The organism is Scandinavium goeteborgense (assembly GCF_003935895.2).
GTDB classification, from domain to species: Bacteria; Pseudomonadota; Gammaproteobacteria; order Enterobacterales; family Enterobacteriaceae; genus Scandinavium; species Scandinavium goeteborgense.
In genome coordinates this window covers 270,737-285,018 of sequence record NZ_CP054058.1, presented here as the reverse complement: position 1 = coordinate 285,018, position 14,282 = coordinate 270,737, and the positions used below count along the sequence as shown (strand labels likewise).

Here is a 14,282-nt window from a genome sequence, read left to right as displayed (position 1 = left end):
TTATCTGACTCCTGGTAAAAATGAAGGAAATACTTAATACGTATAAAACGACGGGCACAAAAAAGGGGTGACTCATCACCCCTTTTTTCATTTCGTTACGCTAATTGCCTCAACATGCGGCGTAGCGGCTCGGCGGCGCCCCAGAGGAGCTGATCGCCGACGGTGAAGGCGGAGAGATATTCCGGCCCCATATTCAGTTTACGCAACCGCCCGACCGGGGTGCTCAACGTGCCAGTGACCGCCGCTGGGGTCAGTTCTCGCATCGTGATATCGCGATCGTTTGGCACCACTTTGGCCCACGGGTTGTGCGCCGCCAGCAGTGCTTCCACGGTCGGGATCGACACGTCTTTCTTCAGTTTGAGAGTAAACGCCTGGCTGTGGCAGCGCAGCGCGCCGATGCGCACGCACAGACCGTCAACCGGGATGACGTTCTGGCTGGCGAGGATTTTGTTGGTCTCAGCCTGGCCTTTCCACTCTTCACGGCTCTGGCCGTTATCGAGCTGTTTGTCGATCCACGGGATGAGGCTTCCGGCCAGCGGTACGCCAAAGTTGTCGACAGGCAGGTCGCCGCTGCGGGAAAGCGCCGTGACTTTACGTTCGATATCCAGAATGGCCGACGCCGGGTTAGCCAGTTCGTCCGCTACGTAGTGGTGCAGCGCGCCCATCTGGCTCAGCAGTTCACGCATATGGCGCGCGCCGCCGCCGGAGGCTGCCTGATAGGTTGCCACGGACGCCCACTCCACCAGGCCTTCTGCGAACAGGCCGCCGAGTGACATCAGCATCAGGCTGACGGTGCAGTTTCCGCCCACAAACGTTTTTACGCCGTTATTGAGGCCGTCGGTAATGACAGCCTGGTTAACCGGATCCAGAATAATAATGGCGTCGTCGTTCATGCGCAGCGAAGACGCTGCGTCAATCCAGTACCCCTGCCAACCGCTTTCACGCAGCTTTGGATAGATTTCGTTGGTATAATCGCCGCCCTGGCAGGTGACAATAATGTCGAGCGCCTTCAGCGCCTCCAGGTCGAAGGCATCTTGCAGCGTGCCAGCAGGCTGAGTGCCGAATGCAGGCGCAGCCTGACCGAACTGAGAGGTAGAGAAGAAGACCGGGCGGATGCCGTCAAAATCGCGCTCTTCTACCATGCGTTGCATGAGTACAGAGCCGACCATTCCGCGCCAGCCGATAAAACCAACATTTTTCATAGCGTGTGTTCCTGCAGAGGTGTGTGCTGTTGTGCTGACCCCGTTTCCATCAAAAGAAGGCAGGGTATCCCTCACATTACAAAATGCAGCCAAAGTCGCAAGTGAAAAAAATCAATGATCCAGCAGGATTAAGTAAAGAAGCTTATTTAACGTGTTCATTTTCAATGCGTAAAGACCGTGTGAAACACAATTATCAGGGAACAATCTATGAGTGAAATCCTTTCCGCCGCGGTGCTGTTAATCCTGATTATGGACCCGCTGGGCAACCTGCCGATTTTTATGTCGGTACTGAAACATACCGAGCCCAAGCGCCGCCGGGCCATCATGATCCGTGAGCTGCTCATTGCCCTGCTGATCATGCTCATTTTCCTGTTCGCAGGAGAGAAAATCCTCGCGTTCCTGAACCTAAGCGCGGAGACCGTTTCTATCTCTGGCGGCATCATTTTGTTCCTGATTGCCATAAAGATGATTTTCCCAGGTGCCGAAGGCGCCAGCAACGGCTTACCGGCGGGTGAAGAACCGTTTATTGTGCCGCTGGCGATTCCACTGGTTGCCGGGCCGTCACTGCTGGCAACGCTGATGCTGCTCTCGCATCAGTATCCCAATAAGATGAGCCATTTGGTGCTCGCACTGATGCTCGCCTGGGGCGGCACGGTGGCGATTCTGTTGCAATCCGGATTGTTTTTACGCCTGCTCGGCGAGAAAGGTGTGAATGCGCTCGAACGCTTGATGGGGTTGATTCTGGTGATGCTGGCGACCCAGATGTTCCTGGATGGAATCCGGGTGTGGATGAAAGGGTGATAGTAAAGTTTAGAGATATTGTTCCGTTCACCCGATGTTCAGCAGGTTCCGTAAACCATGCAGAACGTGAACGGGATAAGGGGAGCACCACGCTCCCCTTATCAATCCCCGTGGCCCCGCCAACGAAATCGGTGCTGCGCACTGCCCGGTCTTCCAGCCATCTGCCTGCGGCCGGCTCGACTCGACTTCCTGTCTCGTTTCGCCTCAGCCCGGCGATTTCAAGCGGGGACACACACGGTGCCATAGGGAACTGAGGGTATTGACCTTGTGTCCGGCTGAAAATCGCCGGGACGTGTGCGACTGGCCGGGGCCGCCCGCAAGGATGCGGGCGGAGGGCGGGACTTACAGGGATGTTACCTGCGCCCGACCCGAAAGCCAGACGCAATAAGTCACGGGTACCGCGAAGCGGCGATTTTCATTGCCGGGAGCCGGGATTGCAAAGGGGGCGGCGGCGAGCCCCCTTTGCACGTTCACCGTCATCGAAGTGACAGAAAAGCAGAGGAATGGAAGTGAACGGAACAATTCCACCGCGGTTCCACTCTTCCGTCTAACCGGGAGAGCTAAAACTTAGCTCAGCAACGTAAACGCAATCATCCCGACGATCGCACCCACGGTCCCCAGAATGGTTTCCATCATCGTCCAGGTCTTCAGCGTTTGCGCTTCGGTCGCGCCAGTAAACTTACCGAACAACCAGAAGCCCGCGTCGTTCACGTGGCTCACAACGATTGAACCGCCCGCGATACAGATAGACAGGGCCGCCATCTGCGCGCCGCTGTAATGCAGCTGCTCAATGACCGGCATCACCAGGCCGACCGCCGTCAGACACGCAACGGTAGCGGAACCCTGAATGATGCGCACCGCTGCCGCCAGCACGAAGCAGGTAATGGCAATCGGCAGGCCCATGCCGGTCAACGCTTCACCGAGCGCCGGGCCCACACCGGAATCCACCAGCACCTGTTTGAACACGCCGCCCGCACCGATCACCAGCAGAATAATCCCCGCCGGTTGCAGCGCCGCACCGCAGATTTCCATCACGCGGTCTTTCGGCATGCCCTGACGCATCGCCAGGCCGTAAATCGCCACCAGACACGCGACGAGGATGGCAGTAAATGGATGGCCGATAAACTCGAACCACTCATACGCCGTAGAACCCTGCGGCACAAAGTGAGCGGCGATAGTTTTCAGGCCAACCAGCACCAGCGGCAGCAGGATAAGCGCGAGGCTGAAACCAAAGCTCGGCATTTTGCCTTCGCCCAGATGCGGCTCGGAGATATCGTCCGGAATGTGCAGCTCAACGTGACGGCTGATGAAATTACCCCACAGCGGCCCGGCAATAATCATCCCCGGAATGGCCGCGCACAGGCCAATCAAAATCATCCAGCCAAAATCAGCGTGCATCTGCGAAGCCAGCAGCATCGGCGCAGGCCCAGGCAGCAGGAATGCCGCAGCCGCAGCCACACCCGCAAACAGAGGAATCACCAGTTTCACCAGGTTGGTCCCGGTGTGACGCGCCATGGAAAACGCGACGCTAATTAACAGCACGATAGCCACTTCGAAGAACAGCGGCAGCGCACAGATAAGCCCTGCGAGGCCTATCGCGTAATGCGCCCGACTGTGCCCGAAGGATTTCAGCATTTTGACGGCAATCTGATCGACCGCGCCGGTCTCATGCAGAATTTTGCCGAACATCGCCCCCAGCGCGACCACAATCGCGAGGAAGCCGAGCGTACCGCCCATCCCTTTTTGCATCGTGTCAGCGATTTTATCGAGCGGCATCCCCGAGAAAAGCCCTGCACCAATAGACACCACCATCAAAGCAACGAAGGCGTGCATACGCGCCTTCATCACTAAAAACAGCAGCAGCAATACTGAGCCGACTGCTGTTAAAACCAGCGTTAATGTAGTCACTACTTACTGCCTTTGTTGATTAACTCGATGGTACTCGCGACAACGCCTTCCAGCGGCTGATCGATATCGACCACCAGCACGTCAGCTTCGTCCGCGCCCGGCTCTTGCAGCGTTTCAAACTGCGTCACCAGCATTTGGGTCTTGAAGAAGTGGCCTTTACGCGCTTTCAGGCGGCTTTCGATCACCTCGAAATCGCCTTTCATGTAGATAAAGGAGAGGTTCGGATTGCCTTTGCGCAGCAGGTCGCGGTAGGTTTTTTTCAGGGCTGAACAAACGATCAGCGACACTTTATTGGTGCGCTGCATCGCGAAAGCGGCGTCGTTCAGGGCCTGCAACCACGGTTTGCGGTCGTCGTCGTTCAGCGCTTCGCCGGAGGACATCTTGACGATGTTGCTGCGCGGATGGAGGAAATCACCATCAAGAAACGCGGCGTGCAGCTGATAAGCGACTTCGCTGGCGACGGCAGATTTACCGCTTCCAGAGACGCCCATCAAAACGTAGACATGGTGATCATGGTTAGTCGTGCTCAAAGCGTTGCTCCCACAGGTCGGTTTGTTACGGGTAACTGTTATCGGTAACATTGTCCTGCCGGGCTTGTGGATAAGCAATAACCATCCGGACGATAAACTGCGTTGTGTGATCTACTTCAAACTTGTCAGTTTAAATTGATCCGCCTGGTGACAATGTGAAACCTAAATCTAACATCTTAGGCGTCACAATTTCACCACGAACACGGGCCAGCAGGCGCTCAGCGCCGATGCGGCCCATGCGTTCGCGCGGGGTCAGCACGCTCGCCAGCCGCGGTTCCATCACCTGGCCGATATCGTGGCCGTGGAAACCGGCAATCGCCATGTCGTCGGGGATTTTTAAACCCAGGCGCTGACATTCAAACGCCGCGCCGACCGCAAGGTCATCGTTGGTACAGAAAATACCGTCGAGCTGCGGATATTCGCGACGCGCCTGGCGCATCAGCTCAATCCCGGAGGAGTACGATGACGACTGCTCAACCATCACGCTGTAAGGCGTGAGGCCCGCTTCGCGCATCGCTTGCTCGTAGCCCTGCTGTTTGATGAGGGTACGTTCGTCGAGGCGGGCGCCAAGGTAGGCGATGTGGCGGTGCCCGCGTGAAATGATGGTGGCGGTCATCTGGCGGGCGGCTTCGAAGTTGTCAAAACCGACAGCGATATCGATGCACGGCGACTGACTGTCCATCAGTTCAACCACCGGAATGCCGGAGACTTCAATCATTTTGCGGGTGCGCGCAGTGTGGTTGCGCTCAGAAAGGATCAGCCCGTCGATGTTCCAGGAGAGCATTGATTCCAGACGCTCCTCTTCCATTTCCGGCTTGTAGCCGTAGTGGGCGAGCATGGCCTGGTAACCGTAGGCATCGGTCACGCTTTCAATGCCTTTCAGCACTTCCGCGAAAACCTGGTTGGTCAGTGAAGGAAGAAGGACACCAATCGCGCGGCTGGTCGAGTTGGACAAAATGTCCGGAGCGCGGTTGGGGATGTAACCCAGTTCATCAAGAGCGATAGCAATTTTGCCGCGCAGCGCCTCGGAAACCTGTTCCGGATTGCGCAAAAAACGACTGACCGTCATTTTGGTCACGCCGACGCGATCGGCAACATCCTGAAGTACGGGTCTTTTCTTTTTCATCGTCCGGAGGCTGATAAAGGGGAAACATTTCCTCAGTTTATCATGGACGCAGCAGAACCTTCCCCCATTGGGGAAAGGTTCTGAAATTTATTTAATCAGGATCATACCGGTGGCAGATCGAACAGCAGGATTTCAGCATTGCTCTCGGCATGGACCGAAATCGCCTGCTCATCCCAGATAGCCAGACCATCGGCGGCGGTCGCTTTGGTGCCGTTAATAGACACTTCACCTTTCACGACCTGGACCCACACCCGGCGATCTGCCGAAATCTGATGCACCGACTGCTCGTCTTTCAGCAGCGCCCAGCGATAGAGTTCCATGTCCTGGTTCACTTTCAGGGAACCGTCACGCGCATCCGGCGACAGCACCAGCTGTTTGCCCTGTTCGGCGTCAAAACGACGCTGCTCATAGCGCGGCGTAATGCCCGTTTCCTGCGGGATAATCCAGATTTGATACAGGTGCAATTTTTCCGTTTTACTCGGGTTGTACTCCGAGTGACGCACACCGGTCCCGGCGCTCATGATCTGGAATTCACCGGCAGGCACCTGCTCTTTGTTGCCCATGCTGTCTTCGTGCTCCACGGCCCCTTCCAGCACGTAGGTCAGGATTTCCATGTCTTTGTGTGGGTGAGTGCCGAAGCCCTGACCGGCATCAATCACGTCGTCGTTAATGACGCGAAGCGCAGAGAAGCCCATGAAGTTCGCGTCGTAATAATTGGCGAACGAGAAGGTGTGCCATGAATCCAGCCAGCCGTGATTTGCATGGCCACGTTCGTTTGCTTTGCGTAAGAAAATCATGATGTCTAACTCCGTTTTCGTTTCGATGGAGTTAGTGTGGACCCGAACGGTTCAGGATGATAGTGGGTGAAAATTGACTCCTCTGCTCAAAATTTTTGAACAACTTCAGAGGAGCCAAAACCGCTTATTTCGCGAGGGTTATCGTGGCAGGAGAAGCCTGTTCGAAGGCTCGCTCGAGGATCTCAAGGTTGGTGAGAACTTCAGTTTCCTTGACGTAATTCGGCGCCCCGTTTTTAAGCGTGTCATACAGCGCGTCGTAGACCCGGCCGTAGTCGCCGATTTCCGGTTTCACCTCTTCACGCACGCTGACGCCTTCGGCGTTCATGTACTCGATGTGTCCGATACTGTCGTCAGCGCCAAAGCCCGGTTCGCCTGGCATGATGTTGGCCTTGAGGCTGGTTTCCTGCTGGTCGATACCGTATTTCAGGTACGAACCGTTAGTGCCGTGGACGATAAATTTCGGGTAATCGATTTTCACCAGATGGCTGGTTTTGACGATCGCTTTCAGGTCGCCGTAGAAAAGCTGCGCTTCAAAGGTGTCGTCCGGGTTGGCTTTATTGCGCAGGCTGCGGATGTCGTAGGCGACGTTATTCGGGCGGCCAAACAGCGAGATTATCTGGTCCATGGTGTGCACGCCCAGACCGTAAAACGATCCATCCTGCGGCAGGCCCGGTTTGGTTTCCGCGACCGGACGGTAGTAATCGAAATGGCTTTCGATTTCCACGATTTCGCCCAGCTTGCCGCTCTCAATCGCTTTTTTGGCGGTCAGGAAGCAGGAATCAAAGCGACGGTTCTGGTACGGTGTGACCGTCAGTCCTTTCTCTTTTGCCAGCGCAAACAGGGTGTTGGCCTCAGCCAGCGTCGGGGTGAACGGTTTTTCCACCAGCACGTTTTTCCCGGCTTCCAGCGCCCGTTTCGCATAATCAAAATGGCTGTCGGCATGCGTACAGACCACCACCAGCTTGACCTGCGGATCGTTCAGCACTTCGTTCAGGTCGCTGGTGAAATGAATATGCTGATACTGCGGATGCTGCTCTTCCGGCTTCGGGCTGCGACGATAGATATGCGCCACGTGCCAGCTGTCTTTGCGGTTAAGAACGTACGGGAGGTGATAACGGGTGGTGCTTTTTCCAAAACCAATAAATGCACAATGTAGGGTCATGGCTCAGTCCTTTTTGACTTTGAATACCCCCTAACATACTGAAATCGAGCCAACGCCGCTACGGCGTCAAATAAGACGGGCAAAAAAAAAAGCCAGCGCGAGGCTGGCTATAAACTGGAAGCAATGTGAGCAATGTCGTGCTTTCAGGTTCTCCGTAGGGGTCTCCCTGAACGCATGGCAATAATAATCATTATCATTCGCACTTGTCTACCCTTTTTTGATAAAAATCAGTGGTTGACGAATTTTTGTGACTCGGAGATGTTAAAGGGGACAACACACTTCCCGCAGACGGGATAAGGAAAAAGGAATGAGTACGAGTGAGATAATCGTCCGCCACGTTGATGCCACCGACGCAGCCGCTTTACATCAGATGCACACGCATGCGGATGTTTATCACTCGACGCTACAAATTCCTCACCCTTCGATGGAGATGTGGCACGAACGCGTGGCACGTAAACCCAACAGACGCCAGCTCGTGGCCTGCATCGACGAACGGGTGGTAGGCCATCTGGTGCTGGACGTGATGGAAAATCCGCGTCGCAGCCATGTTGCCACCTTTGGTATCAGTGTCGCGTCGGAATTCCAGAACCGGGGCGTCGGCAGTGCGCTGCTGCGTGAGATGGTGAATCTGTGTGATAACTGGCTGCGGGTGGAGCGGATTGAATTGACGGTGTTCGTTGATAATCCGTTAGGCATCAGCCTGTATCGCAAATTCGGGTTCGAAGTGGAAGGCACCGGTAAAAACTTTGCCCTGCGCAACGGCGAATACGTGGATGCGTATTTTATGGCGCGGATGAAATAATTCGTCAGGCATGCGCCCGGCGGCGCTAAGCTTGCCGGGCCTACAAAACCGTAGGTCCGGCAAACGCAGTGCCGCCGGGCAAGAAAATCAGTACCCCGCCGTTAAATCATCTACTGATCGCGGGTCCGACGCACCGTACAGCGTGCCGTCCGGGCCGACCATGATGCTCTGGGTGCTGCCCATCGCCTCTTTCACCGCCACTTTCTGACCTTTATCCGTCAGCAGTTTCAGCGTATCCGGGCTAAAGCCTTTTTCGACCCGCAGCTCATCCGGCAGCCACTGGTGATGGAAACGCGGCGCGTTGGTCGCTTCGGCGACGTTCATTCCAAAGTCGATAGTATTCACCACCATTTGCAGCACGGTGGTGATAATTCGGCTACCGCCCGGGCTACCGGTGACCAGCCAGGTTTTCCCGTCTTTCACCACGATAGTTGGCGACATCGACGACAGTGGACGCTTATGCGGCCCGACGGCGTTCGCATCCCCGCCAACCAGGCCGTACACGTTCGGCACGCCCGGTTTGGCTGAGAAATCGTCCATCTGGTTATTCATCAGAATGCCGCTATTGCCCGCCACAATGCCGGTGCCGAAGATGGTGTTGAGGGTATAGGTCACCGCCACCGCGTTGCCGTCTTTGTCCACCACCGAGAAATGGGTGGTCTGGTTGCTTTCATACGGCGCGAGTTTCCCCGGACGGATCTGGCTCGACGGTTTGGCTTTATTGACATCGATTTCGTCAGCAATGGATTTGGCGTAAGCCTTGCTGGTCAACGCTTGCCACGGCACTTTGACGAAATCCGGGTCGCCGAGGTATTCCGAGCGATCGGCGTAGGCGTGCTTCTCGGCTTCCGCCATGATTTGCATCGCATCAGCACTGCCAAAGCCGTATTTATGCATATCGAAGTTTTCGAGGATATTCAGGATTTCAACGATATGGATGCCCCCGGAAGACGGCGGCGGCATGGAGAACACCTGATAGCCGCGGTAGTCGCCGCTGATGGGCTCGCGCTCCACCGCTTTGTAATCCGCCAGATCCTCTTTGCTAATCAGCCCGCCGTTCTTCTTCATTTCATCGGCAATCTGGTCGGCAATCTCGCCTTTATAAAACGCGTCCGGCCCGTTCTCAGCAATCATCTCCAGGCTTTTCGCCAGGTTGGTCTGCACCAGCTTGTCACCCTTCTTCAGCGGCTCGCCGTCTTTCCAGAAGATGGCTTTGCTGTTTTCGTGTTGAGGAATGACTTCCGACCCGTAGGTTTTCAGGTCATCCGCCAGCGCATCGTTAACGATAAAACCCTCTTTCGCGAGCTTGATGGCCGGATGCACTACTTTGTTGAGCGGCATCGTGCCGTACTCTTTCAGCGCCAGCGAGAAACCGGCCACGGTGCCTGGCGTGCCGGATGCCAGGTGCGACGTCAGCGATTTTTTGCTGTCAGGATTGCCCTGATCGTCGAGGAACATATCGCGGGTGGCCTGCGCGGGCGCCATTTCACGGAAGTCGATCGAGGTCGTTTTCCCGTCTTTGGTGCGCAACAGCATAAAACCACCGCCACCGAGGTTCCCCGCCTGCGGGTGCGTGACCGCCAGCGCGTAACCCACGGCCACCGCGGCATCCACCGCATTCCCGCCCTGTTTCAGTATCTCTACGCCGACTTTCGTCGCCGTGTCATCCACCGACGCGACCATGCCCTTCTGGGCCGTCACTGGGTGGAAAACATCCTCTTCCACACCGTATGACACCGGCGGTGCAGCGGGCGACGGCTCGGTCGCCGCCACGCTGAACGTCCCTCCTGCCAGCAGAGCAGCAATCGCCGCCCCGCGCCAAAAACGCGTTTCTGTCATTGTTATTCTCCAGGTGATGGGTGTTGTGCTCCCGCTTAATCCTGGTTCAGAATTCCTAAAAAATCATCGAAATGGGCAATTGGAGGTAAACTTAAGGGAAGCCCCTTTCGGGGAGGAGGACACAATGAACAGGTTAATTTTTCTTGCGGCGTTAATGCCGTTTGCCGTTTTAGCACAGCCACTCAACACCACCAACAACCCCAACCAGCCAGGGTATGTGATCCCGAGCCAGCAGCGGATGCAAACGCAGATGAATACGCAGCAGCAACAGCAGAAAGGCATGTTGAATCAGCAGCTACAGAACCAAAACCAGGTTCAGCAGCAGCATTTGCAAACGCAGATGAACAGCAATCAGCAGCGGGTGCTGAACGGCCAGCCGGGGGAGCAGGTGCTGCCGAACACCAGCGGCGGGATGTTAAGCGGCAACAGTGACAGAACGCTTAACAGTTCGCAGCAGCACATGCTACCGCAGACTCAGAACGGCGACCTGTTGAGTACGCCGTCTAACCCGCAGCCGCTTTCTCGTTAACCGCGAAGAGCCTTAGCGGAAGTCAGGCCCGATAACGTCAATCACATCGGTACAGATGGCGTCCACGCCCCAGCGCAGCAACTCTGATGCCCGCTGGGGTTTGTTCACGGTGTACACCAGAATGTGCAGCCCCGCCGCTTTCAACATGTTCACCCGCGCTTCATCCAGCAGCTTGTGATAAACGTGAATCGACACGCATCCCAACCGTGTGGTCAATGCCTGCCAGTCATCGCGCCAGTCATCCAGTAACAGCCCGCGTGGCAGTTCAGGGGCCGCTTCTTGTGCGGCTTCCAACGCGTCAATGTCAAACGATGAGAGCAGCGGCGGCGTCATACCTGCCCACAGCTCGCGCGCCGCAAGGGCAACCGTTTTGCCGGTCAGCGGCCCGGTGCCGGTGGTCGGTTTGATTTCGATATTGGCCATCATGCCGTGCGTACGACAGCGCTCCGCCACTTGCGACAGCAGCGGCAGCGGCTCGCCTTTAAACTCGCGGCTAAACCAGCTTCCGGCATCGACGTGTAGCAGCTTGTTCCACTCGAGCTCACCCGCCACGCCCCAGCCGTTGCTGGTACGCTCGAGATTGTCGTCATGCAGCAGGAAAATCTGCCCGTCTTTTGACAGCTTGGCGTCAAACTCGATCATCGTGTGGCCGTAGCGCGCACCCACGTCAATCGCCGCGAGGGTGTTTTCCGGGGCACGTTTACCGCCGCCACGGTGGGCGACGATGCGGGGATAAGGCCAGTTGCTCATACTCGTTGTCCTGTTTCACCATCGAACAGGTGCAGATGATTTTCCGGCAGATGCAGCCACAGCGTGGTGCCTGCCGTCGGGCGGTGCTGATGCGGTAAACGCACCACCATTTTATGCTCCCCCCAGCGACCGTGCGCGAGGTTATCTGCACCCAAAATTTCCAGCGTATCCATCACCAGCGGTACGCCACCTTCGGCCTGCGAGCTTAGCGCAATATGTTCCGGACGGATACCCAGCGTCATGCGGCGCCCGGCGTAGCCGCGATACAGCCAGTTCAACGGCAGCGCCATGCCGCTGTCGAGTTCGAAATGGGTGCCGGACACACTCACGCGCCCGTCGAGCAGGTTCATCGCCGGGCTGCCGATAAAGCTCGCCACGAAGCGGCTGGCAGGCTTTTCATAGACCTCAACCGGGGTGCCAATCTGCTCGGCAATGCCTTTGTTCATCACCATCACCCGCTGGGCAAGCGTCATCGCTTCCACCTGATCGTGCGTCACATACAGCGACGTGGTGTTCAGGCGGCGATGCAATTGTTGCAGCTCGAGGCGCATCTGCACGCGGAGTTTGGCATCAAGGTTAGACAGCGGCTCATCGAACAGGAACACCGCCGGATCGCGCACGATAGCGCGCCCCATCGCCACCCGCTGGCGCTGCCCGCCGGACAGTTCGCGCGGACGGCGTTTGAGTAACGCATCCAGCTCCAGAATGCGCGCCGCCTCTTTCACCTTCTCGGCGATATGCCCTTTGCCCATGCCGCGAATTTTCAGGCCCCAGGCCATGTTTTCTTCCACGCTCATGTGCGGATACAGGGCGTAGTTCTGGAACACCATCGCGATGCCGCGCTCTTTCGGTTCCAGCTCGGTCACGCGCTGGCGGTCAATCCAGATATCGCCGCTGGACACGCGCTCCAGCCCGGCCACCATGCGCAGCAGCGTCGATTTGCCACAGCCCGACGGGCCGACCATCACAATAAATTCGCCGTCGGACACATCCAGCGTCAGCGGCTGGATCACCTGCGTTTTGCCGTTATCCCAGCTCTTGGTTACAGCCTGTAATTTCAGTCCAGCCATCTTATTTCTCACTGTCCACTAAACCACGCACGAACGCACGCTGCATGGCTAATACGATAATAACGGGCGGGATCAGCGTCAGCAGCATCGCCGCCATCACCTGATTCCACGCCGTGGTGCCTTCGCCGGTGGCGATCATCCCTTTGATACCCGCTACCGCTGTACCAAGATTCGCGTCGGTGATAATCAACAACGGCCACAGATACTGGTTCCAGCCGTAGATAAAGGTGATGACGAATAGCGCCGCCAAATTGGTTTTCGACAGCGGCAGCACGATGTCGCGGAAAAAGCGCATCGGCGATGCACCGTCGATTCGCGCCGCCTCCATCAGCTCATCCGGCAGCGTCATAAAGAACTGGCGGAACAGGAAGGTGGCGGTGGCCGACGCCATCAGCGGCAGCGTCAGCCCGGTGTAGCTATCGAGCAATTTGAGGTTGGCGATCACCTCCACCGTCGGGAAAATACGCACTTCGACCGGCAGCATCAGGGTGATAAAAATCATCCAGAAGAACAGGTTACGCAGCGGAAAGCGGAACCAGACGATGGCAAAGGCGGAAAGCATCGACACCGCGATTTTGCCCACTGTGATGGTAAACGCCATGACAAAACTGTTCAGCAACAGTAGCCAGAATGGCGCGCTGTTGGCCCCGACGCCCTGGAGCCAGATAGTTTTCATGTTCTCGAGCAGATGCGAGCCGGGGATCAGCGTCATCGGCGTGGCGAAAACGGCTTTGTCATCCAGCGTTGCCGCGACAAACGCGACGTACAGCGGGAACAGGATCACCGCAATGCCCAGAATCAACATGATGTGGCTGAACCAGGTCAGCCCGCGACGATGTTCAATCATTGATAGCGCACCTTGCTTTCCACGTAGCGGAACTGAACCACCGTCAGCACAATCACCAGCCCCATCAGCACCACCGATTGCGCCGCCGATGCGGAGAGGTCTAGCCCGGCAAAGCCTTCGCGGTAAATTTTGTAGATAAGCGTGGTGGTGGCCTGTACCGGGCCGCCCGCCGTCGCCGCGTCAATCACCGGGAAGGTGTCGAAGAAGGCGTACACCAGATTCACCACCAGCAGGAAGAAACTCACCGGGGCAATCAACGGCAGCGCAATCGCAAAGAAGCGGCGCACCGGGCCCGCGCCGTCAATGGCGGCGGCTTCCACCAGCGAACGGGGAATGGATTGCAGCGCGGCAAAGAAGAACAGGAAGTTGTAGCTGATTTGCTTCCACACCGAGGCGAAGACGACGAGGAACATCGCCTGGCCGCTGTTTTGCGCGTGGTTCCAGTTGTAGCCCACCATTTCCAGCCAGTGGGTAATCAGCCCGCGTCCGGGGTTGAAGAGGAAAATCCACAGCACCGCGGCGATGGCCGGGGCGACGGCGTAGGGCAGCAGCATCAGGGTTTGGTATAGGCGGCTGCCGCGCACCACGTAATCGACCAGCGCGGCGAAGAACAACGACACCAGCAGGCCGCTGACGGTGACCATGCCGCTGAATTTGATGGTGGTCCAGAATGCGTCGAGGTAGTAGCTGTCGTGGAACAGGGCAATGAAGTTGTCGAAGCCGACAAATTCACTGGAAAGCCCGAACGGATCGACGTTTTGCAGCGAATACCACAGCGCTTCACCCGCAGGCCAGATAAAGAAAATGACGGTAATGGCGAGCTGCGGCGCGACCAGCACATAGGGCAGCCAGCGCGAGCGAAATACCGGACGGGATGATGACATAGATAGGCTCTTTTCCAGAAAACGCCGGGTGGCGG

The 14,282-nt window shown here is 56.8% G+C and carries 14 protein-coding genes; 3 read left to right on the top strand and 11 right to left on the bottom strand.

What is annotated here, in order from left to right; all coding sequences use genetic code 11:
* Positions 1-95: 95 nt before the first annotated feature.
* Positions 96-1,202 (bottom strand): aspartate-semialdehyde dehydrogenase, encoded by a 1,107-nt coding sequence (gene asd / locus A8O29_RS02060; RefSeq protein WP_125355221.1) that lies wholly within the window; start codon positions 1,200-1,202, stop codon positions 96-98.
* 207 nt (positions 1,203-1,409) lie between these two features.
* Here asd and A8O29_RS02055 point away from each other — a divergent pair, with 207 nt between their 5' ends.
* Complete coding sequence (locus tag A8O29_RS02055) at positions 1,410-2,003, top strand: YhgN family NAAT transporter (protein ID WP_125355222.1); 594 nt, start codon at positions 1,410-1,412, stop codon at positions 2,001-2,003.
* Between the two features lie 567 nt (positions 2,004-2,570).
* Here A8O29_RS02055 and gntU read toward each other — a convergent pair.
* The 5 genes from gntU to A8O29_RS02030 all read right to left on the bottom strand — a co-directional run bounded on the left by gntU (position 2,571) and on the right by A8O29_RS02030 (position 7,526).
* Positions 2,571-3,911, bottom strand: a complete 1,341-nt coding sequence (gene gntU / locus A8O29_RS02050) for a gluconate transporter (protein ID WP_125354930.1) — start codon at positions 3,909-3,911, stop codon at positions 2,571-2,573.
* On the bottom strand, positions 3,911-4,441 hold the full coding sequence (gntK, locus tag A8O29_RS02045) for a gluconokinase (RefSeq protein ID WP_125354931.1): 531 nt from the start codon (positions 4,439-4,441) through the stop codon (positions 3,911-3,913). The genes gntU and gntK overlap by 1 nt, the downstream gene beginning before the upstream one ends.
* Positions 4,442-4,571: 130 nt before the next feature.
* Positions 4,572-5,567 (bottom strand): gluconate operon transcriptional repressor GntR, encoded by a 996-nt coding sequence (gene gntR / locus A8O29_RS02040; protein WP_125354932.1) that lies wholly within the window; start codon positions 5,565-5,567, stop codon positions 4,572-4,574.
* 101 nt (positions 5,568-5,668) lie between these two features.
* Positions 5,669-6,364 carry a pirin family protein gene (locus tag A8O29_RS02035; RefSeq protein ID WP_125354933.1) on the bottom strand — a complete coding sequence of 232 codons (696 nt, stop codon included), beginning with the start codon at positions 6,362-6,364 and terminating at the stop codon, positions 5,669-5,671.
* Between the two features lie 124 nt (positions 6,365-6,488).
* Entirely contained in the window at positions 6,489-7,526 is a 1,038-nt protein-coding gene (locus A8O29_RS02030) for an oxidoreductase (RefSeq protein WP_125354934.1), read from the bottom strand.
* A 307-nt stretch (positions 7,527-7,833) separates the two neighbouring features.
* On the opposite strand from A8O29_RS02030, the gene yhhY reads away from it, so the two are divergent.
* On the top strand, positions 7,834-8,328 hold the full coding sequence (gene yhhY / locus A8O29_RS02025; RefSeq protein WP_125354936.1) for an N-acetyltransferase: 495 nt from the start codon (positions 7,834-7,836) through the stop codon (positions 8,326-8,328).
* 87 nt (positions 8,329-8,415) lie between these two features.
* Here yhhY and ggt read toward each other — a convergent pair whose 3' ends face one another.
* Positions 8,416-10,167, bottom strand: coding sequence for a gamma-glutamyltransferase (ggt, locus tag A8O29_RS02020; protein WP_125354937.1), 1,752 nt, complete (start codon positions 10,165-10,167; stop codon positions 8,416-8,418).
* Between the two features lie 124 nt (positions 10,168-10,291).
* On the opposite strand from ggt, the gene A8O29_RS02015 reads away from it, so the two are divergent.
* A complete protein-coding gene (locus tag A8O29_RS02015; RefSeq protein WP_125354938.1) occupies positions 10,292-10,696 on the top strand; it encodes a DUF2756 family protein in 405 nt (134 codons plus the stop codon).
* 12 nt (positions 10,697-10,708) lie between these two features.
* Here A8O29_RS02015 and ugpQ read toward each other — a convergent pair whose 3' ends face one another.
* Genes ugpQ through ugpA form a run of 4 tightly spaced genes read right to left on the bottom strand, consistent with a single transcriptional unit; the run spans position 10,709 to position 14,247 of the window.
* The gene (ugpQ, locus tag A8O29_RS02010) at positions 10,709-11,446 is read right to left on the bottom strand and encodes a glycerophosphodiester phosphodiesterase (protein WP_125354939.1); all 738 of its coding nucleotides are present in this window, start codon (positions 11,444-11,446) and stop codon (positions 10,709-10,711) included.
* Positions 11,443-12,516: a sn-glycerol-3-phosphate import ATP-binding protein UgpC gene (locus A8O29_RS02005; protein WP_125354940.1), complete on the bottom strand. Its 1,074-nt coding sequence runs from the start codon at positions 12,514-12,516 to the stop codon at positions 11,443-11,445. Before A8O29_RS02005 ends, ugpQ begins: the two co-directional genes overlap by 4 nt.
* A gap of 1 nt (position 12,517) precedes the next feature.
* Complete coding sequence (ugpE, locus tag A8O29_RS02000; protein WP_125354941.1) at positions 12,518-13,363, bottom strand: sn-glycerol-3-phosphate ABC transporter permease UgpE; 846 nt, start codon at positions 13,361-13,363, stop codon at positions 12,518-12,520.
* Complete coding sequence (gene ugpA, locus A8O29_RS01995; RefSeq protein WP_125354942.1) at positions 13,360-14,247, bottom strand: sn-glycerol-3-phosphate ABC transporter permease UgpA; 888 nt, start codon at positions 14,245-14,247, stop codon at positions 13,360-13,362. The genes ugpE and ugpA overlap by 4 nt, the downstream gene beginning before the upstream one ends.
* Between the last annotated feature and the right edge of the window lie 35 nt (positions 14,248-14,282).